Source organism: Streptococcus nasisuis (assembly GCF_040836615.1).
Classification (GTDB): Bacteria; Bacillota; Bacilli; order Lactobacillales; family Streptococcaceae; genus Streptococcus; species Streptococcus suis_V.
This window is the reverse complement of record NZ_CP162268.1, coordinates 167,672-187,873: the sequence shown is the minus strand read 5'-3', so window position 1 is coordinate 187,873 and position 20,202 is coordinate 167,672. Positions and strand designations below refer to the sequence as shown.

Here is a 20,202-nt window from a genome sequence, read left to right as displayed (position 1 = left end):
CACCCAGTTCTATCAGACCGCTAGTTTTACAGACACAAGTGAAGTAGGTATACTTCGGTTAATTGTTCAGCCCTTCGCTCCACCTCTATTACAGAAGTTTCATCGCTACTATGGCCTCGGCTGACTTCTCATGATTCGTTGTTACTACGTCTTTGACGCTCATGAGACCTCACGGGATAAGTCGTACATCTTTCCTCGTTTACTCTCGTGATTTACGTCTATAGGTTACGACTACCTTTTTGGACTTTAGAGTTGTATGCCCCCTCATCCCCTATATACGCCTTGTTATCACGTTTCTGTTCGTAGAGCCACGATTTCGCTATCCCTTCCTCTCCCCGCTACCTCACGATAGTCAGGCTTGGGAGTCGCTTTGGGGTTCACCGGTAGCGGGTGTCCACGGAGGACTTTCACCTCAGATGTACGACATGCCCGTCGTACATATAAAAAGGAATACCAAAAGCATTCCTTTTACACATATATCACTTAGAGTTTATCTCAACCGTCAACAAGTAGAACAAACTTACTACTATTTTCAAAACCCAATAAACTCCTTCTATCAATACAGCTAAATAAATTTCTTGATATAAACCATCTGGTATGCAATCTATCTTAACAACTAAAACTAAGATTAAGAATAAAAAATATATAATTGCTACACGATAGTAGGAAATTATTTTATACCAATAATTGGGATAACCTTCACTTTTAGTGTTATACAATACTATCCTGATATTAGAAGAATGCAACAGAGCTATAGCGCTAATCAAAAATCCGATTATAATCGAAAAAAATTCTACAATATAATCAATTTCTAGCGTTATAAATGGAGAGAAAAAATATGAAAATATAATGCTCACTAACACTGAAAAGTAGAGATTTTTTCTATCTTTTTTACTTAACCAAGTCATCAGACAACCTCTCTATTTCAGACAATATTTTTTTGAGTATATATTCAAAAGAAAACTTACCATTTTCTTCTTTATCAATATCTTTTAATTTGATTTTCTTAATAAACTCATCCTGATTAAGTAGTCTTTCAAATCCAGTAGAGTCCGTCCCTCTTATCAACAAACCCTTTATTTGAAAATTCTCTCTTTCTTTTCTGAGCTTTTTCAAAAAACTTTTAAATTGCTGTATTGGCTCCTGTTTATATTCAACACTAAATATTACGTCATTTTCTGGCTTTCCACCTATTAACTTCTCTAAACTATTTTTACTATCAGAATCAGTAGAAAACATATCGTTGGTCGTAGTAAAGCGAACCTCGGAAAGAGTTTTTAGTTTACTTATAAACTCCTCTTCATTAACATATATTCCTCGGATATCAACATCTAAATTATCATCTAGTTGTTTCAGAATTTTCTTAAATATTCCTCTTTTTCTCAACACTGAAATAAAAACATACTAAGATTAGTAGTGAGGAAATCTCCGACGGGAGAAAGTACTCACTACTTTTTCTTTATGATAAAGTAGAGGTGTCTTGTTAAGTCGAGAACTCTTTTGACGCTAGACGTCGCATCAAAAACTGGCAAGGCACCTGTTTTAGAAAGAATGTTATCAAAGTATGTGGGACGCCAGACGTCGAGTATTGAAAATGACATCACTAAAACAAGGAATCATTCAAGACAAAGAGGTAATATCATGCGAGTAGTATTTGGGATTGACGTGAGTAAGGTAAGTTCAGAAGTAGCCATTCTAGTCAACGGCGAGAAGGTTCATAACTACACCATGTCCAATGATGCCATTGGCTTTTCTCGGCTACTTGGCGATTTGAAAACCGTCCACAAGCCAGAAATCATCTTTGAAGCAACAGGCGTCTATTCTCGTCGTCTTCAAGCTTTTCTGGATGAACATAGCTACGCTTATACACGACTCAATCCCTTAGAAGCCAAGAAGCAACTGGATAGCTTGCGTGTGAGAAAAACAGATCAAATTGACGCCGAAAAACTAGCTCAATCTCAGTTTGTACTGAATCGTAAATCGACGTATGTCCAAGAAGAAGTCTACCAAAACTTGCGGGATCTCAGTCGATTCTATCAGAACTTAACTGAGGACATCGTTCGAGCTAAAAACCGCCTGCACAAGGTCTTACAGGTCACTTTCCCTGAATTGGAAACTATCTTGTCAACACCAACTGGGGAACAATACTGGAACTTAGTTATAGCTTTTCCTTGCAAGGACTTCGTGCTTGAGTTAAGCAAGGATGAACTCTCAAAGAGCATCCGTCTGTCCACTTCAAAACGGATTTCTGACAAGCGTGTGGCTTACTTAGTTGAGAAGCTGACAGCACTAGCTAATCAATCTTATTGTGCCGTTAAGAAAACCTCTCCGATCATGGAAGAGGTGCGTTACTATGCAAAAGAATTGCTTAGACTTTCTGAACAGAGACAAACTGTCTTAGACGAAATGGTGGAACTAGCTCAGCCATTACCAGAATATGAGATTCTGCTTTCTATTCCTGGTATCGCTGAGACGACTGCAACAAGTATTATTGGCGAACTGGGAGATATTCGCCGTTTTCAGTCTGCCAATCAAATCAATGCCTTTATCGGTATTGACCTAAGACACTATGAATCTGGAAGCTTCCTCGCTAAGGAGCACATTACCAAGCGTGGCAATCCCTACGCTAGAAAGATTCTGTTCAAGTGCATTCACAATATCGCTTCAGCTAGTCACACTAATCCTTGCCATATCGCAGACTTTTATGAGAAACGAAAAAGACAATCGCAAACGACTTCAACCAAGCCACACACGATTGCCTCCATACATCGACTCATTCGGACAATGTATTACCTCATTATGCATAACAAACTTTACGATTACGCTTCAACCCAAAATCGATAAAACTGTTTATGCTCTATCATTGTAACACCTTATCAAAAAATTTCAACATAAGGTGTTGGTTTTGTATACACTTTTTTCACTAAACTTTAGTCCAAAAGAAAACAATTTCCTTATTTTGACTATTGAACTCAAAATATTTTTCGTCAAATACCTTGATGGACTTGACAAATGGTAGAAAAATAGTTCCCTATCATAATCATAGAGAGCGAAGAACTGTTCCATAAATTCCAATTCTTTCTTCGTTCTAGGATTTTTCCTAGTACGCTTTGTCTCTGCGTCGTAGACAGTTTCGTCCCTTGGTTGTGTATTTCCATGCTCAATCATCCAAAAAATATAATCATTCGTGTTTTTTATACTCACTGAAAATGCTTCTTTATCATTAGGATGAATTCGTATGGGGTCAATAGTTGTTGTTATTAATTTAGCAAAAGTATCCCTATTAGCTAGTTTGCTCATTAAACCAGCATCCTTGTTCTCAACAACTAGCCTCCATATAGAAAATGTCATTTCCGCCATTTCAGTAGTCCCCTCCAAATATTTAATAAATGCTATCACTCATTATGTCGCTATACTACTTCAACTCTATATCCAATATCTTGTTAAAAATTTCAAGATACTTTTCTTCATCATCCACTAATGACAATTTAGCAATTAATTTAGCTACCTCATTGTCACTATCAGTGAAGGCAAAAAACGTTTGATAATCTAACTCTAAGGCTTCAATTAGTTTATTTAGAGTTCCCAATTTAATATTAGAATTTTGTCCTCTTTCAATTCGACCAAGAGCATTGACATCCATCCCCGCCTTATCAGCCAACATCTCTTGAGTTAGTTGCTTTTTTATCCTCAATTCATAGATTCGGTTAGATACACTTTTTCCTAATGACATAGCACTGCTCCCTTTTCTAATTCTATACACTAAGACTATGACTTATCAGAAATTATTTGTAGGTTTTTAGTGTATTTTTTTATTAAAAAACAATACTCAAGATATGTTTTTGTGGTAAAATAAAAGATAACTAAGTATTATTTTTGAAAATAATAATACTTAAAATACTAAAGGAGACTTTTCAAAATGAAAAAGCGAAACAAATATCTATTAATTGGTGCAACCTTTTTGGCCTCGACAACAATTCTCTTGGCCTGTTCAAATACCAGCAACCCCTCCACAACTACTTCTCACTCTCAAGAGATGACTTCTTCTGAAAAAATAAAAGAAGTCAGTATCGGAAACTATATAAACCAATCCAAAAAAGCTCCCCAACTCTGGTATGAAATCGACGGAGAAGAAGTTATCAAGGGAGTATACGTCTTTGAAGATAATCAAGTAACTTATTATGATACTTCTTATGAAGCTACTACAAATACTGAAACAACCATTTCTTCTGCACAATTTAAAGCTGACTATGTTGGAAAGAATGTTTATTCAACTGGTCAACACGCTCAAGGTTTCATTGACAGTTTTTATGGAACAGATTCAGCAGAAAAAATTTCTGAAGAAATGCTAACTGATATTATCAAGAAATACGATACTGAAGATGGTAATGCTGATGGAATAATTGATGTTACGATTCCAGATACTCTTACTCTTGAAAGCATTTCAACTTTATCAGATGATGAAATTATTGAACAAGCTAAAGCATTTGAAAAGGCTAGTACCCATAAACAAATTATTTTTGAAAAAGTATCACTTGCGCTTAGACAATTGGTTGATGGAAAAGATACTACTTCAGCAATAGACAAGTTGACAGAAATTGAAAACCAATATAACCAAAAGGTAGCTTCAGATTATCAATTAAAAATTTTACCTGATGAGGACTTAGCGGAAACACTAGAGGAAACTCTAACAATTCCTATCAAAAAACTTAGCTATGATAATGTTATTGATTATACATATGTTATTAAGGAAGAATCTTTCTCTGCACATTTAGCCTATTCTCAATTTGCTTCAGAATCAGTAGATGATGTAAAATATATTGGTTTCCCATCGTTTGTCACAAAGCAAAAAGACGGCGAAAATGTGACTCTAGTTTATGACACCTACGATTTGAGACCTGACAATGTTCAAGTAACTTCAAACAGCGTTGACGATGACGAGTAATTTTAAGGAGAAAACGATGAAAAAAATTAAAGCACTTTTACTGACACTTACAGCCGTACTGTTACTTACTGCTTGTTCTGCTAGTAATCAAAGTTTGGACGGAACATATACTTACGAAGAAGATGGAAGTAGCATGACAATTATAATTGATGGTCAAGATGGTTCACTTAGTATTGAAGCAGGTGATGGCTCAGGTTCACTATTTGTAGACAATATTAGCACAGATTTTACAGTAGACAAAGAAAACAAAACATTTAACGTAGAAGGAGAAGAGCTTGAATATTCTCTTTCAGGAAATACTCTAACTGTAAGTGGAAATGGCTTCGGAACTGTTAAATTGAAGAGAGAATAATACAGAGTACATATAAAATTAGCACTTCCGTTTTGAACGGAGGTGCTTTTTACTCTCTTCTTTTCTTTAAAAAGTCTTCAATCGGAATGTATAGTTAATTGAAACAAGGACAGGACAAAACAGCTTCAAGAAAAGTATCACAATTTGGCAATACTTTTCTGAGGTGTTTTTTGATATGAGCCCATGTTTTCTCAATAGGATTATACTCAGGTGAGTATGGAGGAAGTGGTAAAAGTTTATGCCCATACTCTTCACATAAGTGCTCTAGCCTACTCATTCTATGGAATCTTGCGTTATCCATAATAATAACTGATGGTGTGCTTAATGTTGGCAACAGAAATTTCTGAAACCAGGCTTCAAAAAAGTCGCTCGTCATTGTTTCTTCATAAGTCATCGGAGCGATTATCTCACCATTTATCAGCCCTGCAACTAAAGAAATCCTCCGATACCTTCTTCCAAATACTTTACCTTTTATCAATTGTCCTCTTAATGAGCGACCATATTCTCGATAAAAATAAGTATCGAATCCTGTTTCATCAATATAAACAGGTGTTAAGTGCTTTAAACGATTAAAATGTTTAAGGAATAAAGCTACTTTTTCTGGATCTTGTTCATAGTAGGTATGGTTCTTTTTTTTCGAGTATATCCCATAGATTTGAGAGCATAGTGAATCGCCGTTGGATGACAGTCAAATTCAGAAGCTATTTCAGTCAAATAAGCATCCGGATGGTCATTAAGATATTTTTTGAGTCTATCTCTATCAACTTTTCTTGGTTTTGTTCCTTTTGCTTGATGGTTTAGGTTCCCTGTTTTCTCTTTTAGTTTTAACCAGCCATAAATGGTATTTCGTGAGATTTGGAAAACATCTGATGCTTCTGTGATACTACCTGTTCGCTTACAATAGGCGAGAACTTTTTTACGAAAATCTAATGAATATGCCATAAAAACATTATATCACATTGTGTACTATTTGTGTTTCATTTTACTATAGTCTAGTTGTTTTTTTGACGATTCTTGTACCAGATATTGAAGGTTATTTTCTATATTTTCAATATGTTTCGTTGCAGATTTATCCATGAAGCTCTTGTAAGAGTACAGCGTATTTTTCAAAAAATCGTGATACCAGTAATAATCACTATCAAATACGTTAGCATCCCTTGCTAATTTATAAAGATTTATTTCATTACGAGTAGTATTCAAATCTAAAATAGACTGGTGCATACCATGTAAATCTTGAATCTTCGAAAACTCGGCTAATGTATTTTCAAAAAGATTTCCCTCCGATATATTTTCAATAAACTCATGAACCTTATCTGACATGTTTCTTAAAAGCGATTCATTGTTTTTAAGAAATTCACGAAAATCAGTTTCTTTCTGAAATTGATATTCCATCTGAGTAATAATTTCATCAACAGTAAGTGGTAGCGAGGAGTTTTGAATTTTAATAAATAGCTGAATATAAAAATCAACAAAAATTACTTTATACAGAAGATGGTTCGAGCTTTGAAAATATTGCTTCACATTAGACTTCCAAAAACTACTATCCGCCTTTAAATCAACTAATCCCCTCTGCTTTTTTGATAATGTCCTCTCTATGTCAAGTATAGTCTCCTCCATAGAGGACAGCTTACCTAATGAATCTGATACACGAGGTATCCTCCGTTCTAGTTCTTTAATAGCATTTATTGAAACATAATTCTTTCTACCAAATAAGATTATTTCACCATCAAGGTGTGTAATTTCAGCTAATTTTCTACCAATCCAATTTATCGATATTTCTTTATTATTGACTCCTTGAAATTGCTGAAATTCATAAACTAACGATGGCAGGTAACGATGTGTAAACAAATACGCCACCTCTTTTTGTGTGTAGTAAATTTTTGATTTTATAATATCTCTATTTAGTCTTAAGATAAGCTCAATCGCTAACACTTGAACATGACATTTTAAGCATAAATCACTAGCTTCTATTTTGGATTCTAGTATTTTTGAGCAAATATTAACCAATATCTCAGTAGTCTTGCCAAAAATTTCCCGTTCTTTGACAGTATTTACAGCATTAGCTTCTGATAATTTAATCAAAAATTCAGTAGCAAAATATAAGTCGTTTACTGTATATGTATTGCTACTTAAGACATTGTATACGAATTTACATTGTTCATAAATTTTTCTCTGCTTTGATACCCTAAAACGATTTGCTGTAGAATCCATTATCTTTTGCAAGTCAGCAATTATCTCAACATAATCTGTTAAATCCTGAATAGAATTACAAAGTTGCTCTAAAGAAATGACTTTATTTCGATTTTTAATTATTAATAACATGTTCTACCTCAATCATTTCTCTAATGTATTCTTTAACTGATGAGTATTTATGCTCTACTACTCTGTTTTTTTGATAAAAATTTAGGAATCAAAATTTACTAGTTCTAGTAAACTTAATAGTGTAAGAGATAGAGCTCATCAATTACACTATTTATTCTATCACAACTTCAGCTAGAAAAAAGTTAGAGGTTTGTGAAAAAGGAAAGGAGGTAGATTTATGCTAACGTTTCCAACTTGGTATGGCATCCCAGATGAGTTGCGAGGAAAGATTATTTTATTTGATATGGATGAAACGAAGAAGGCTCGTGGCGGTATTGAAATCAAACCAGAAGAACATTACATTAATGTCGGTTTTTCAAACGATAACCATGCACCAATTTTTCTAGGCATAGTGGTAGGCGAACATAAAGGAACTCTGCGTGTTGCTAGCACAGACACAAGACTCGATTCATTTTTGAGTGAGTATGTTTCAAAAAAAGACAAACTGATAAAAGAAATTGCTTCTCTTGAGTCTGAGCTTGAAGAAAAAGTTGATTTGAAAGACAGTGAGATTTTCAATTTAGATATTGAAATTGACGAGCTAAAAAATAAACTTGAAGAACTACAGCAAACATACAAAAAACGTAAAAAATTAGTTGATGCTGAACTTCGAAAAAATTTTTTCAGCTGGATTGACAGCAACTTGGTTCTTAGAATCTTGTATTCGCTTTATGAAAACTTCTCATAAGTTGAATTTCCTTCAGATTTAATCAGTTAATTTTATAAAATTGAAAAAGCTGACATGAACTAATGCGCAGTTTGAAGAAAGCATAGATTGTGAAGCGAATGAATCTGCTTTGCAGACAGCATTATGCATCAAGTCTGAACGGTTGTGAAGACGCAGAAAGTAATGCGTCAGAATGAGTGTAACAATCTATGCTTTCTAGAACTCGCATTATCAATCAGCGACAGTTTCAATTTTATAATTACGATTAAACGAAGTATTCAACTTATGACATTTTCTTAGCGTACAAGATTTAAAAACCTGCTAAAATACAGCTAAAATTTTAACTGTTCAGCAACTAATTTTACAACTTTGTATTTAGATGTTTCTTTTGATTTTTTTATCGTCAAGAAAATCTAAATGTTATCTACAGCTGAAAATCTACTTTACTCTCATCAGGAGAAATAGTCTTTTCAGTTTATCGAATTGAAAAAACAAACAAATAAAGAAAGAGGAATAATATTATGACGCAGACAAAAGAAATCATAACAGTAACTGGTATTAGTAATAAAGAAGAAAAAAAGGATGGGTGGGTATCTTGTCTTAAAACCAATGCACCATCCTGGAAAACCTTGCTGATACCATTCAAAAAAGAAATTTTGGGTTCTGTCATCAATCAGCTAGGGGTTTATGAGGTATCCCTAAAAAATACATCTAATACTTTCGGTGCGAAGCCAAGATTTGAAATTGCTGAAGCAAGACTCATCGCATCAGTGGATTCAATCTTGAAGACATTTAAGTGATTTTAACTCTAATTATTCTAACGGGTGTACGAAAGGGCTTGTCAACAGTAGTACACCTTAGAATAGTTAGGGAATAGTTAAAGGAAGGACATCAAACTATGGGAAAAAACAAAGCTATTTTAACCGTTATAGCAGGTTCTCAGCAGTTAAGAACTGAGCTATGGCAAAGTTATTCTGAAAAAGCAATCCAGAAAGCAATAGAGGGGGCTCCAGATGAATTACTTAAAGAGATGATAGAACATTTATCCTCCGTAGCAAAAATTTCAGATGCTTATATTATCGTTCATGACAAAGATACCAAATATGTATGGAATCCAGAACTAAAAAAATATGAACAAATATTGAAATCGTTTCACGTTCATTTTCTTTTCAAATTTTCAGAAGGGGCGACTTTAACTGAAATTGCAAATGCGCTAAATCTTGAAATACAGTATTTAGAAAAACCGAAATCTGGTAGATATGCTTATGATAATCTGTTGTCTTACCTAGTACATGCTAAAGACCACAATAAATTCCTTTATTCTCCTTCTGAAGTTGTTACTTTACTAGGTGAAGATTATGAAACAATTTATAATGAAAGAATCCATGTATGGGAAAAAGGTCGTGCTAAAAAGACTTCTCAACAAGCAAAATTTGATGTAGAAGCACTCATTATGGACATTATTGTAGGAAAAATCAAAAAGACAGAGGTTCTAAGTAGCCCTGACTTGTATCCTATATATGCATTTAACAAATCAAAATTGAATGAAGCATTTGAAACCTACGCTGAACGAAAGTCACTAAAAACTCTCAAAGATTTAGAACTTGGATTGTTCCAAAAAACTATTATATTTTTTCAAGGTGCATCTGGATTAGGTAAAACTACATTAGCTAAAGAACTAACTCATGAGATTCAGTTGTTGTCAAAAGCTAATGGAGAGGATTGGGAAGCCATCATTACTGCGGCAACAAACCCTTTTGATGATGTTAAAGGAGAGGAGATTATTCTCTTGGACGACGTCCGTGGGCAGGCATTGTCCGCCTCAGATTGGCTAAAATTACTAGACCCTTTTACAGCTTCTCCGATTTCTTCACGCTTTAAAAATCGTTCTGGTGCTGTAAAAACAATAATTATCACGAGTAGAAAGCCTCCACTTGAATTTTTCTTTAAAACCAAAGATAGTGGCTATGAAGACCTCAGTCAGTTTATCAGACGAATTCATCATTTCATAACATTACGAACAGATGGTACTGGTAATACCATTTATAGTAGTTCATTTCCCGAGCGTAAACAGACTCCAATAAGAAGAAAAATCCCTCACAAAGATATTACAGTATCCTTGGACTATGATTTTTCAACAGCTAAAGAAATGGGCTCTAAAGATTTACTTAAATTTCTCATTGAGACTGTTCGATTAAATAATCGTTGGGAAATTTCTTATGAGGAAAGTAAAAAAGCCATCACTTCAAAACCGACTAAAGCTGAAAGTGAAGGCTAGTATTGACGAGATAAGCGATAGCACATCTCTATCGCTATTATCTCATTTTCATCAAAAAAGGACAATAGACATGAATAAAGATGAATTGAAACAAATCGAAAACCTGCTCACTGTATTAGTAACTCTAGTTAAGCAACAAGTCAAGAATAATTCCAAGTTAGGAATAGTTACCCAAAAACAACTATTGATACTTTTAGATATTTCTCCTAACACATTGAAAAGTTGGGAGAAAAAAGGCTTGCCACGACTTGAACCCCCAATTGAAGGTACTAGAACAGTATATTACAAACTATCAGATGTACTTAATTTTTTGGAAAACTAGGTAAGAATGTGCTAAAATAGATTCATCTAATTAGGAAAAGAGGATAGTCTATTTTAGCCTTTTCATTATCTGCATGAAGAGGCATTATGAAAACTGAAACAATTATCTATAAAAATAAAAAAGTAATTAAGAAGACCAAAAACAATGGTGAGGTCAACTACGTTTTAAGAGGTGTTTATCTAGGACTAGATGAAAAAACTGGTAAACAAGTCACTACCTCCATTACCGCTAAAACTCTTCGCCAATTGGATAGAAAGTATATTCAAGCTAAACTGGATTTCGAGGAGCGGGGAAGCACCCGAAAAGAAGTTATAAGAATTAATACTTTAGAAGAGCTTGCTGAAGAGTGGTTTAAAAACTATCAAAATTGGGTTACATCTGCTAATACACTAAATCGAGTAAGAGGTTATCTTGACACTTACATCATTCCAAGATTTGGAGAATACACACCAGATAAAATTGAATCTTCTGAAATCCAATCATGGGTTAATGAGCTTGCTGAAAAGGCAAAAAAATCTGTTGAATCTGGGGTGAAAAGAGCAGAGAAAGGAAGTGCAAAAGATTTCGGAGCTGTGACTCATAAGTTGAGCGATATTTTCGACTTCGGAATAACGAGCTATGGACTGTCAAAAAATCCAGTATCCACTGTTAAAATACCTCCAAAGCCAAAAGCCAATAAAAAACGAATTATGGTACTTCATGATGACGATTTATCACATTGGTTAAAATTTTTGTCAGATTTACCAGATACACGAGCTAATCGTAGATTTAAAGTCATTTGTAGCACTCTGCTCGCTTCAGCTTGCCGTATCAATGAATTACTAGCATTAGAAATTCATGATTTGGATTTAGAAACAAGCGAAATTATTGTAAATAAGACTCTGATGTGGAAAAGAGCGAATAAGAAGTTAGGAATAAAGGGGGAAATGGTTTGTAAACCAACTCCCAAAACCGATGCAGGAAATAGGAGAATTCCTGTGCCTTCAGATACAATTGCTTCACTCGTCGAATTTCATAACGAGATGAATACTTATTTTGAAAAGCATGGATTGCCTAAGTCCGACCTAATATTCCCAACAATTTATGGTAATTATATGTGTGATAGAAATGAGCGTGCCACACTTAAGAAACGTCTATCCTCACTTGGACTACCTGATTATGGTTTTCATTTATTCCGTCACACTCATGCTTCTTTGATGTTGAATGCAGGAGCAAACTGGAAAGAATTACAAACTAGAATGGGGCATCAGTCTATATCCACTACTATGGATACCTATGCAGAAATCGCTCCAAAACGAAAATTTGAAGCAGTTAATATTTATCTTGATAAAGTTGCTAAATTAACAGTTTAAGTTATCTCTACATTTTTCTCTACACTTTTTAGGACAATTCATAAAAGTCTTGCTATATCAAGGCTTTCGATAGCTAAAATAGACATTATTAGACCCTTACTGAGGTGAAATAGGGATTCACTACACGTCAATAGACGGTAGAAACCTTGATTTTAAGCGATTTTTGAAGGATGAACTTTCATTACATTGCAGTACAAATCAGTCGAATCACTACCTTTTTTGAAATAAGATTTTGATTCGAATAAGTAATAAACCCACTGGCTCATTAAAAGTCAGTGGGTTTTTGAGTGATTAGAAAGAAGTGAAATTACGGATTAACAAGATCTACAATGATAATTTCTGGGCGATTAAAGAATCTTGGTACTCGTGTAGATTCTTTAGCCAGACCCCTGCTTACAATAAAATACGAATTTTCAACTTCATATAAACCACCTGCATATTTCGGAAGAAAACCTTGATTAGGCGCAAATACACCATTAACCAAATAAGGCACTCTCCATTGTCCTCCATGCGCATGACCAGATAACACTAAATCAAATCCATACTTTTGATAAGTATCAATTAGTTCTGGTCGGTGCGCTAGTAAAACTTGAAAGTCAGTGCTTATTTGCTTCCCTTTTATGTCTTCAAGTTGGTCTAGCAAACTCCCACTAGCATCATACTTTTGAAAATATTCAGGATCATCAATGCCTGAAATAGTGATGGACTGCCCCCTTACATCAACTCTACTACTATTTCCAGATAATACGACCACATTCTGCTGTCGCAGATGTTCTAACATCTGTTCATATCGATTACTCCATATTTCATGATTACCTGACACATAGTAAGTATGATTAAATTTTCCTAGCCCGCTTAACAATTCTAGAGTTTTTCTGTCAGAAAGTTCATCATCAAAAATATCTCCACCCAATAAAATGATATCTGGCTTTTCTTTCTCTAATGTTTCCACGATTTGTATCTGATTTTTACCGTAATTTGATGAGTGTAAATCAGTAATTAGAGCAAGTCTGATTGGCTGAGATATTTTGGGACTGACAAGCCTGTAATGAGTTACTTGAAGCCGACTGTCAAAACCTAAAGCAAGAAAAATTAGGATACAAATAAAAAGAAAGCATCGTGGCTTAATATTTTTTAGTTTTTTCATTATACGAACTATTTTACCAAATTTCTGTAACGAACAAACATTTTCAAAAGGTTACTCAATAATAATATCAAAATATTTTGTATCAACTTCTTTTGGAGCAACATAGCTAATACTTCGTTTGGCATTGAAAATATCAGATTCTTCCAATGAAGTAGAGAGTCCGCTCCAAGGTTCTAATGCGATAAAGGGACTCTGATTTGTAGTTGACCAAATCACTAAATATGGAAAATCATCAAATGCAATCGAAAGTTTCTTCTGATGATTTTTTGATTTCAAGGTTACCTTTCGTGATGCTAATTGATCCAATGTTATGGCATCATGCTCAAACAGTTTATAGGACAAGTCCAAGGTCTTTTGATTTTCCAAGAATGGCCGGCGGTCTCGCAGATCAAGTAAGCCAGTTTCTGGAAAACCTCTAGGTACTGTACAAGATTCTACTTTTTCAAATTCTAAATAATAGTCTTCATAACTCTCACCATCCAACAAGGGACAATTAAAACCTGGGTGACCCCCAATAAAGTAAGGTAGCTTTCTATGTCCCTCAAGGTTTTTCACCCGATATTCAGTTCGAATTGTATTGCCAAGTAGTGAGTAGTTAATGGAAAGTTCAAATTCAAAAGGGTAATTTTTTACGGTTTCTTCGTTTGATGAAATGGAAAATTCCAAAGAGTTTTCATTACTATTTACATTTTTGAACATCATTTTTCGAACAAGTCCATGCCTTGGAATTGTGCCTGTAAATGTCGGTCTTTCTGCAGGTTCATAGATAGCCCAATCATTTCGTAAACTTCCACAAATCGGAAATAGAACTGGTGCTTGACCGCTCCAATAGGTCGGATCTCCTTGCCAAAGATACTCGATACCATCCTTGTCTTTAATAGAAATAATTTGACCACCAAATTCAGAAAATTGTACTGTTAAGTTCTCATTTTTTAATTCGAGCATAAAAACTGCCTCCCTTATATGAAAACAAGGATGCTAACTTGAGCTAGGCATCCTTGTATTAGTTTTATTCAATAACCTGTGTTTTTGCTACTTTTTTATACCAATAAGCACTTTTCTTTGGATAACGTTCTTGGGTATCAAAGTCAACATAGAACAAACCATATCGTTTCTCGTATCCATTTGACCAAGAAAATACATCCATCAAGGACCAGATGAAATAACCTTTAACATTGGCACCATCTGAGATAGCATCTGAAATCACTTCTAAATGCTTTTTCACGTAGTCGATTCGACCATCGTCATAGACTGTACCATCTACAAACTCATCTTTATAGCCTAGACCATTTTCAGTGATGTAGATTTTCTTATAGTTTGGATAGTCATTTTTTACACGCATGATTTGATCATAAAGGCCTTGCGGATAGATAATCCAATCCCAGTCCGTTTTTGGAATATCAACTGGAGATTCTCTACGACCAACTCCCTTGATTTGATACTTAGAACTTCCCTTTTCACCTTTACCATTATGGATAATTTCAGTCTCACCGTCATGAGCCCTCATCCAATCACTCATATAGTAATTGATGCCCAAGAAGTCGTTCAAATCTTTTGCGGCATCTAAGGCAGCGAAGTCTTCATCACGAAGGTCTAATTCCCCACCATTTACTTTCAGAATATGTCGAACGCCTTCAAGCGTTTTTTCAGAATAGTAACCCAAGTATGTAGCATCGAGGATAAATTTATTATGAATAATATCTTCTAGTTCCGCTGCACGAACATCGTCAGGATTGGTTGGATCATAAGGATATTTCGTTGGTAATGCGTGTACAACACCAATTTCTCCACTATAACCAGCATCCTTGTAGAGCTTAACTGCCCTGGCATGTGAAACCATCATATTATGATGGGATTGGAATACTTTAGACAAGTCATACTGAATCCCTGGTGGGAACTTCCCAACTAGATATTGCCCGTCACCAATTGGACCGATTTCATTAAAGGTTGTCCAGTAATTAACTTCAGGGAATTCCTTGAAGCAAAACGCTGCATAATTGACGAAGTGCTCAATGTTTTCACGATTTAGAAAGTCACCATTAGAATGTAGCGTTTCTGGTGTATCAAAATGGTGAAGTGTTACAAATGGTTCTACGTGACGTTTATGGCATTCCGCAAATAATTTATGGTAATACTCTACTCCCTTTGGATTCACTTCTCCAAAGCCTGTTGGGAAAATACGAGACCACGCAATTGAAATACGAATGCCGTTTACCCCAAATTGTTCACTTAGTTCTAAATCAACTGGATAACGATTATAAAAATCAGAAGCTGGTTCCGCAGTGTACCAGTAATTATCTTCTAGATACTTGTCCCACGCAACACGACCTTTTCCATCCGTCTGTGTAGCACCCTCTGCTTGATATGCAGCAGTTGCTCCACCAAATATAAAATCTTTCGGTAATGTTTTAACCATATGCCTACCTTCTTCTAGCAAAAATAAATAAAGGGGGAGGAGTTGGAGATGATAACTCCCTCCCCTTTTGATTAAGAGACTGTATTCACAAGTGAAGTGCTTGTATATAAGAGATAGTTTTTCGCTAATCAAGGCGGTTTTTTGAGGGAATACTGACTGTATTTTGAAAAAAACTAACGATGAGTAGCTGAAAAACTAGCCTTAGATGGAAGTGCTGAACCGTAAATATAGTTTCTAAAACTGTTGTTTGACAAAGTCAAGAGCACCTTGACCATCACGTGTGAGTTTAATGTATTGAGCCCCTTCAGTTTTGGCAAGTTTAATACCTAATGCATCGGTTTCTTGTTTAATGTCATCGTAGTTTGATGCTACTTGAGGTGCAAGGATGACTAATTGATACTCTGGCAAAATCTCACGGTGCGCCCCATAGCTTCCTGCTGTAGCTGTAACTGGAACACCATATTCTTTTGCAGCTTTAGTTAGAGCGTTGGCAAGCAATCCGCTTGTACCACCCCCTGCACAAAGTACCAAAACATTGGTTTGTTCAGAAATTTCGGTATCGACTGCAGCCTTTTCAAGAATAGCATCTGCTTTGGCAGTATTAAAGTTAGCCGCCACTTTCTCTTTCAAGCTATTTTCAACTTTCCCTGATTGTTCTTCAGCAAGAATTTGCTCATCATAAACTTTCAAGAATGGGTAGTAGATAAGTACATCGACAACGACCAACAAGGCAGCTAGTGCAAAGGCAAGTGGAGCAAAGTTTGTTCCCATGATAATGCCCAACGGTCCTGGAGTTGTCCATGGTAAGTTGACGCTGAAACTGTTCATTTTTAGCGTATCAACAAAGAATTTGAAAATCCATACGTTAGCAATTGGAGCTAAGATGAATGGAACAAAGAATACGGGGTTGAGTACAAGTGGTGCACCGAACAAGATCGGTTCATTTACACCAAAGAAGGTTGGAACAACTGAAGCACGTCCAATTGCTTTATTTCGTTTAGATTTAGTCAACCACATAAACATGAATGGCACAACCAAGGTAGCACCTGTACCACCCATTGTCACGATAAACATTTGAGTACCTGAAGTCAGGATTTTGTCCGCGTGTTGACCGGCTTGTAAAAGCTGGAAGTTGGTTTCAATATTAGCATAAGTAATGGCTGCAATTGCTGGTTCAACAATAGATGGACCATGAATCCCTACAAACCAGAACAAAGCATAGGCACCAAAGATAATTGTAATACCAACATAACCATCTGCGGCTGTAAATAGAGGCTCAAATAATTTCAGAATCGCCTCAGCAACGTTTGTTCCAAGGAATTGACGTGTCACAAGATCAATTCCATACAAGACAAAGATAGACAATGCATATGGAATCACATCTTTAAATGCCTGGGATACGTTCGGTGGAACTTCGTCTGGCATACGAATGGTGACATTGTTTTTCACACAGACCTTATAGATATTAACCGTAATGAAGGCTGCCAGAAAGGCTGTTAAAAGTCCCTTAGTTCCCATATAACCATTGGCAAACCCACCTTCAATACCATCAGAAGCCAGTAATAAGAAACCTGAAATTGAGGCAATCATGGTTGAAATGAAGTTAATCTGATTGGTTTTTGGCAATTGACGGTTAAACGCATCTGTCAAAGATTTTGCGGTCGTTCCTGCAACTAAGACAGCTACAATACCCATTGTATAACCGTAAGGTTTCATGATAGCTGCAACTACTTCATCAGACCAAGTAAAACCAAAGATATTAGGAACAAAAGCCACCAATAGGAAGATACTTGAGAACAAGATAACCGGCATGGCTGCGATAAAGCCATCACGGATAGCCCTTAAATAAGGGTTCCTCGAAATCTTTTCAAAGAAAGGCTTCCCTTTCTCAATGAATTCAATCAATTTATTCATTACTTATCACCTCGTTTGTACAGTTCAATCATATGACTCATCATATCTTTCAATAATAATGTCGTCATGAGATGGTCTTGACCATGCATGAGCGTCACACTAAAGGCTAAATCCTCACCTGCCGCTTCTTTTTGCAACAAGCTAGTCTGAGCATGGTGGGCTTCAACAATACAAGCATTGGCGGCTTCAACTAGTTCTTCTGCTTTTGCATAATCACCTTTTTGAGCAGCAGCCAGTGCCTCCATCAAACGAGAACGAGCATCACCAGCGAATGCAACAATCTCAAAACCTAATAACGTAATTTCTTCTCTGTTCATAATATGAACCTCCTATTTTTTTATGTACTCAATGGAAATTCAATTCAGACTAGGCGACGAAAACGCAGATAGAACTAAAGTTCATCAAGTTGAGGCAACAACGTCTGAATTGGATTTACGAAGAGTATGATTTACAATAACCGTTGAATATGTAACACAATATAGAACCTTTCACTATCATTTACTGGCTCATCAACCAATGATGTAATCATCTCAAAAATCTGACTTCCAACCTGATGGGCTCTTGGATTCTGGAGCTTGATGTACTGTTCCAAACTAGCAATCGATTCATTTGACTGATGGGATCTGTCTAAGTAATTCAGAAAATAGGACAAATGAATCATAAAGCGATCATAAAAATTGCTATTTTCTTTTGAGCGTTTAATCCCATTCTCTATCAAAATTTGTTCAACCTCAGCAATAATTTTCTTACTGATGTCATGTTCTTCACTTGTGGGATGAATCGTTTCACCCTTTGCATTGATTAAGTGAAGTGCAATTTTACCAATCTCATCATTTGGAAAATCTTTTAGCAACTTTTCACGAAACATAGCTAAGGCTTCACGCGCCATTTTATATTCCAATGGATATTCGGCTGAAATATTGGGTAGTCTACTTTCTTGATAGGTATTCTTTAAAACCGCCTGATATGCACAATAGATATGATCTGTCAGTGTCACATATAGATATTCTTGTACAGGGTAATGATAAGTTTCTACCAGATGATTAATAACCGTGTAGGTTGCCGAAATAAAATCTAATGGAATATCTTTTAATAAGGTTAGAAAATTTTCTTTGGCTTCATCATTTTTCAGTGAAAAAATATTTTCTATCTTGTCCTTAACAATTAAATCCCCTTTTTTCTTTTGAAAGGTTATACCTAATCCCATCACGACTGCCTGTTCCCCATGTTCATTTTTCACCAGTGCAGCGTTATTATTTAGTGACTGTATAATCCTAAACATATATCCCTCCTATATTTTTAAGCAAAAAAAGACTACAAACAAACCGAGAATATCCTACTCTCAAATCCATTTGTAGTCTTGCCTAATCGAATTAGTTACAATCCACTCTATTCTTGCTGATGAGATTATTATAGCATATTCTCAGAAAATGTAAACCCTTTCTTTTAAGAAAATGGTTATTTTTTCAATTATTTTTCTAGCCAAGAAGTTGCTGTTTGAGACAAGACTGCATCAAGTCCCTCGATATTTTCACGACCAACAGTACGTAACCATTCACGCGCAGCTTCTTCACCCTGTTCAATATAGACTGGCACAACACCCGCCCACGTCGCACGACCACAGAGAACACCGTTAAATTTAGCACCTGCTTCATGTGCAAACACTAGAGTATCTTGGAAGAGTTTAGCAGAAACACCTGCACTTAGATAAATGTAGGGTAAGTTAGTTGACGCTTCTTGCTGACGGAAATATTCAGCTGCTTCTTCTTTTGTATAGACGACTTCCCCTGTTCCAAAGCCTTCTACAAAATTCATGTTCACAGGTACTTCTACCTTGAGAACATCCACTCCAAAGCGTTCATCCGAAAATACTTTCATAGCCTCATTTACTTTTCGAGGTTTGACTTTTGCAAATTCCACACTGGCATTGTCTTCAATCGTTTCATCGTAGCTCAAAATTTCCAGGAAGAATGGTAAACCTTCAGCCTGACATTCTGAACCCAAGCGTTCAATATAGGCATGTTTTTGAAGGTTGACATATGGATCACCATCAACATCATAATAGAGTAAGAACTTGATAGCATCTGCCCCTTCTTCTTTTAATCGTTTTACAGACCACTCCACTAGGCAATCTGGTAAGCGACTAGTAGAGCTGGTATCATAGCCAGTTTTTTCATAAGCTAGGAGCAAACCGCACTGTTCGTCACGGGCGCGTGATGCAGGCAAACCAAATTCAGGATCTAACAGAATTGAGGAAGAAAACTGTGTTAATTCCTCTGAAACTAGTTTCTTTAGTTCTTCCATCTGCTCCACAGTAGGCTCTTCTATCTGATGTTTTGCCATCATTTTTTTCAGGGCTCCACGTTGGTCAAAAGCTAAAGCTGAAATAATACCTGCTTCATTGCTTACTTTTTCCATGTATTTTCTTTTGTCTGCTGTTACTACCAT

Annotated in this window: 21 protein-coding genes; 8 read left to right on the top strand and 13 right to left on the bottom strand. The window is 35.7% G+C overall.

The features are described 5' to 3' along the window. Positions 1–479: 479 nt before the first annotated feature. Together AB1F57_RS01060 and AB1F57_RS01055 are read right to left on the bottom strand one after the other, a co-directional pair. Positions 480–908, bottom strand: a complete 429-nt coding sequence (locus tag AB1F57_RS01060) for a hypothetical protein (RefSeq protein ID WP_076995185.1) — start codon at positions 906–908, stop codon at positions 480–482. Then, the gene (locus AB1F57_RS01055; protein ID WP_367985928.1) at positions 892–1,389 is read right to left on the bottom strand and encodes a hypothetical protein; all 498 of its coding nucleotides are present in this window, start codon (positions 1,387–1,389) and stop codon (positions 892–894) included. Before AB1F57_RS01055 ends, AB1F57_RS01060 begins: the two co-directional genes overlap by 17 nt. A gap of 252 nt (positions 1,390–1,641) precedes the next feature. Here AB1F57_RS01055 and AB1F57_RS01050 point away from each other — a divergent pair, with 252 nt between their 5' ends. Continuing rightward, the gene (locus AB1F57_RS01050) at positions 1,642–2,844 is read left to right on the top strand and encodes an IS110 family transposase (RefSeq protein ID WP_367985527.1); all 1,203 of its coding nucleotides are present in this window, start codon (positions 1,642–1,644) and stop codon (positions 2,842–2,844) included. Positions 2,845–2,886: 42 nt separating this feature from the next. On the opposite strand, the gene AB1F57_RS01045 is transcribed toward AB1F57_RS01050, so the two are convergent. Both AB1F57_RS01045 and AB1F57_RS01040 read right to left on the bottom strand, forming a co-directional pair. Continuing rightward, positions 2,887–3,360, bottom strand: a complete 474-nt coding sequence (locus AB1F57_RS01045) for a hypothetical protein (RefSeq protein WP_367985927.1) — start codon at positions 3,358–3,360, stop codon at positions 2,887–2,889. 55 nt (positions 3,361–3,415) lie between these two features. Further along, complete coding sequence (locus tag AB1F57_RS01040) at positions 3,416–3,733, bottom strand: helix-turn-helix domain-containing protein (RefSeq protein WP_367985926.1); 318 nt, start codon at positions 3,731–3,733, stop codon at positions 3,416–3,418. Between the two features lie 186 nt (positions 3,734–3,919). Here AB1F57_RS01040 and AB1F57_RS01035 point away from each other — a divergent pair, with 186 nt between their 5' ends. Together AB1F57_RS01035 and AB1F57_RS01030 are read left to right on the top strand one after the other, a co-directional pair. Further along, positions 3,920–4,945, top strand: coding sequence for a hypothetical protein (locus tag AB1F57_RS01035; RefSeq protein WP_367985925.1), 1,026 nt, complete (start codon positions 3,920–3,922; stop codon positions 4,943–4,945). 16 nt (positions 4,946–4,961) lie between these two features. After that, the gene (locus AB1F57_RS01030) at positions 4,962–5,297 is read left to right on the top strand and encodes a lipoprotein (RefSeq protein WP_024389158.1); all 336 of its coding nucleotides are present in this window, start codon (positions 4,962–4,964) and stop codon (positions 5,295–5,297) included. A gap of 94 nt (positions 5,298–5,391) precedes the next feature. Here the strand turns inward: AB1F57_RS01030 and AB1F57_RS01025 are convergent. Continuing rightward, positions 5,392–6,239 (bottom strand): IS630 family transposase gene (locus AB1F57_RS01025; RefSeq protein WP_367985924.1). Its coding sequence is split into 2 segments (ribosomal slippage): positions 5,392–5,921 and positions 5,921–6,239, totalling 849 coding nucleotides; the frame shifts between segments, so codons are not numbered across the junction. Between the two features lie 24 nt (positions 6,240–6,263). Continuing rightward, the gene (locus AB1F57_RS01020) at positions 6,264–7,619 is read right to left on the bottom strand and encodes a hypothetical protein (RefSeq protein WP_367985923.1); all 1,356 of its coding nucleotides are present in this window, start codon (positions 7,617–7,619) and stop codon (positions 6,264–6,266) included. 217 nt (positions 7,620–7,836) lie between these two features. On the opposite strand from AB1F57_RS01020, the gene AB1F57_RS01015 reads away from it, so the two are divergent. From AB1F57_RS01015 to AB1F57_RS00995, 5 genes are all read left to right on the top strand, one after another. Then, complete coding sequence (locus AB1F57_RS01015) at positions 7,837–8,346, top strand: hypothetical protein (protein ID WP_018376547.1); 510 nt, start codon at positions 7,837–7,839, stop codon at positions 8,344–8,346. A gap of 500 nt (positions 8,347–8,846) precedes the next feature. Beyond that, positions 8,847–9,125 carry a hypothetical protein gene (locus tag AB1F57_RS01010; protein ID WP_076995190.1) on the top strand — a complete coding sequence of 93 codons (279 nt, stop codon included), beginning with the start codon at positions 8,847–8,849 and terminating at the stop codon, positions 9,123–9,125. 98 nt (positions 9,126–9,223) lie between these two features. After that, positions 9,224–10,603 carry a Rep family protein gene (locus AB1F57_RS01005; RefSeq protein ID WP_367985922.1) on the top strand — a complete coding sequence of 460 codons (1,380 nt, stop codon included), beginning with the start codon at positions 9,224–9,226 and terminating at the stop codon, positions 10,601–10,603. Positions 10,604–10,673: 70 nt separating this feature from the next. Continuing rightward, positions 10,674–10,925, top strand: coding sequence for an AlpA family transcriptional regulator (locus tag AB1F57_RS01000; protein ID WP_018376544.1), 252 nt, complete (start codon positions 10,674–10,676; stop codon positions 10,923–10,925). A gap of 86 nt (positions 10,926–11,011) precedes the next feature. Continuing rightward, the gene (locus tag AB1F57_RS00995; RefSeq protein ID WP_076995191.1) at positions 11,012–12,277 is read left to right on the top strand and encodes a site-specific integrase; all 1,266 of its coding nucleotides are present in this window, start codon (positions 11,012–11,014) and stop codon (positions 12,275–12,277) included. Between the two features lie 307 nt (positions 12,278–12,584). On the opposite strand, the gene AB1F57_RS00990 is transcribed toward AB1F57_RS00995, so the two are convergent. From AB1F57_RS00990 to lacD, 7 genes are all read right to left on the bottom strand, one after another. After that, positions 12,585–13,424, bottom strand: a complete 840-nt coding sequence (locus tag AB1F57_RS00990) for a metallophosphoesterase (protein WP_367985921.1) — start codon at positions 13,422–13,424, stop codon at positions 12,585–12,587. Positions 13,425–13,475: 51 nt separating this feature from the next. Further along, the gene (locus tag AB1F57_RS00985) at positions 13,476–14,369 is read right to left on the bottom strand and encodes an aldose 1-epimerase family protein (RefSeq protein ID WP_170239300.1); all 894 of its coding nucleotides are present in this window, start codon (positions 14,367–14,369) and stop codon (positions 13,476–13,478) included. Positions 14,370–14,433: 64 nt separating this feature from the next. Continuing rightward, positions 14,434–15,840, bottom strand: a complete 1,407-nt coding sequence (gene lacG / locus AB1F57_RS00980) for a 6-phospho-beta-galactosidase (protein ID WP_367985920.1) — start codon at positions 15,838–15,840, stop codon at positions 14,434–14,436. Positions 15,841–16,074: 234 nt separating this feature from the next. Beyond that, entirely contained in the window at positions 16,075–17,754 is a 1,680-nt protein-coding gene (locus tag AB1F57_RS00975; RefSeq protein WP_367985919.1) for a lactose-specific PTS transporter subunit EIIC, read from the bottom strand. Next, the gene (locus AB1F57_RS00970) at positions 17,754–18,071 is read right to left on the bottom strand and encodes a PTS lactose/cellobiose transporter subunit IIA (RefSeq protein WP_003048451.1); all 318 of its coding nucleotides are present in this window, start codon (positions 18,069–18,071) and stop codon (positions 17,754–17,756) included. Before AB1F57_RS00970 ends, AB1F57_RS00975 begins: the two co-directional genes overlap by 1 nt. A gap of 131 nt (positions 18,072–18,202) precedes the next feature. Beyond that, positions 18,203–19,036, bottom strand: coding sequence for a PRD domain-containing protein (locus AB1F57_RS00965; RefSeq protein WP_367985917.1), 834 nt, complete (start codon positions 19,034–19,036; stop codon positions 18,203–18,205). 188 nt (positions 19,037–19,224) lie between these two features. Then, a complete protein-coding gene (lacD, locus tag AB1F57_RS00960) occupies positions 19,225–20,202 on the bottom strand; it encodes a tagatose-bisphosphate aldolase (protein ID WP_170239303.1) in 978 nt (325 codons plus the stop codon).

Excerpts from the sequence above, each read along its gene's own strand:
- AB1F57_RS01045 (WP_367985927.1), bottom strand. The coding sequence starts at position 3,360 with ATGGCGGAAATGACATTTTCTATATGGAGGCTAGTTGTTGAGAACAAG.
- AB1F57_RS01060 (WP_076995185.1), bottom strand. The coding sequence starts at position 908 with ATGACTTGGTTAAGTAAAAAAGATAGAAAAAATCTCTACTTTTCAGTG.
- lacG (WP_367985920.1), bottom strand. The coding sequence starts at position 15,840 with ATGGTTAAAACATTACCGAAAGATTTTATATTTGGTGGAGCAACTGCT.
- AB1F57_RS00990 (WP_367985921.1), bottom strand. The coding sequence starts at position 13,424 with ATGAAAAAACTAAAAAATATTAAGCCACGATGCTTTCTTTTTATTTGT.
- AB1F57_RS00970 (WP_003048451.1), bottom strand. The coding sequence starts at position 18,071 with ATGAACAGAGAAGAAATTACGTTATTAGGTTTTGAGATTGTTGCATTC.
- AB1F57_RS01000 (WP_018376544.1), top strand. The coding sequence starts at position 10,674 with ATGAATAAAGATGAATTGAAACAAATCGAAAACCTGCTCACTGTATTA.
- AB1F57_RS01005 (WP_367985922.1), top strand. The coding sequence starts at position 9,224 with ATGGGAAAAAACAAAGCTATTTTAACCGTTATAGCAGGTTCTCAGCAG.
- AB1F57_RS00995 (WP_076995191.1), top strand. The coding sequence starts at position 11,012 with ATGAAAACTGAAACAATTATCTATAAAAATAAAAAAGTAATTAAGAAG.
- AB1F57_RS01035 (WP_367985925.1), top strand. The coding sequence starts at position 3,920 with ATGAAAAAGCGAAACAAATATCTATTAATTGGTGCAACCTTTTTGGCC.
- AB1F57_RS01030 (WP_024389158.1), top strand. The coding sequence starts at position 4,962 with ATGAAAAAAATTAAAGCACTTTTACTGACACTTACAGCCGTACTGTTA.
- AB1F57_RS00965 (WP_367985917.1), bottom strand. The coding sequence starts at position 19,036 with ATGTTTAGGATTATACAGTCACTAAATAATAACGCTGCACTGGTGAAA.
- AB1F57_RS01010 (WP_076995190.1), top strand. The coding sequence starts at position 8,847 with ATGACGCAGACAAAAGAAATCATAACAGTAACTGGTATTAGTAATAAA.
- lacD (WP_170239303.1), bottom strand. The coding sequence starts at position 20,202 with ATGGTAGTAACAGCAGACAAAAGAAAATACATGGAAAAAGTAAGCAAT.
- AB1F57_RS01020 (WP_367985923.1), bottom strand. The coding sequence starts at position 7,619 with ATGTTATTAATAATTAAAAATCGAAATAAAGTCATTTCTTTAGAGCAA.
- AB1F57_RS00975 (WP_367985919.1), bottom strand. The coding sequence starts at position 17,754 with ATGAATAAATTGATTGAATTCATTGAGAAAGGGAAGCCTTTCTTTGAA.
- AB1F57_RS01040 (WP_367985926.1), bottom strand. The coding sequence starts at position 3,733 with ATGTCATTAGGAAAAAGTGTATCTAACCGAATCTATGAATTGAGGATA.
- AB1F57_RS00985 (WP_170239300.1), bottom strand. The coding sequence starts at position 14,369 with ATGCTCGAATTAAAAAATGAGAACTTAACAGTACAATTTTCTGAATTT.
- AB1F57_RS01050 (WP_367985527.1), top strand. The coding sequence starts at position 1,642 with ATGCGAGTAGTATTTGGGATTGACGTGAGTAAGGTAAGTTCAGAAGTA.
- AB1F57_RS01015 (WP_018376547.1), top strand. The coding sequence starts at position 7,837 with ATGCTAACGTTTCCAACTTGGTATGGCATCCCAGATGAGTTGCGAGGA.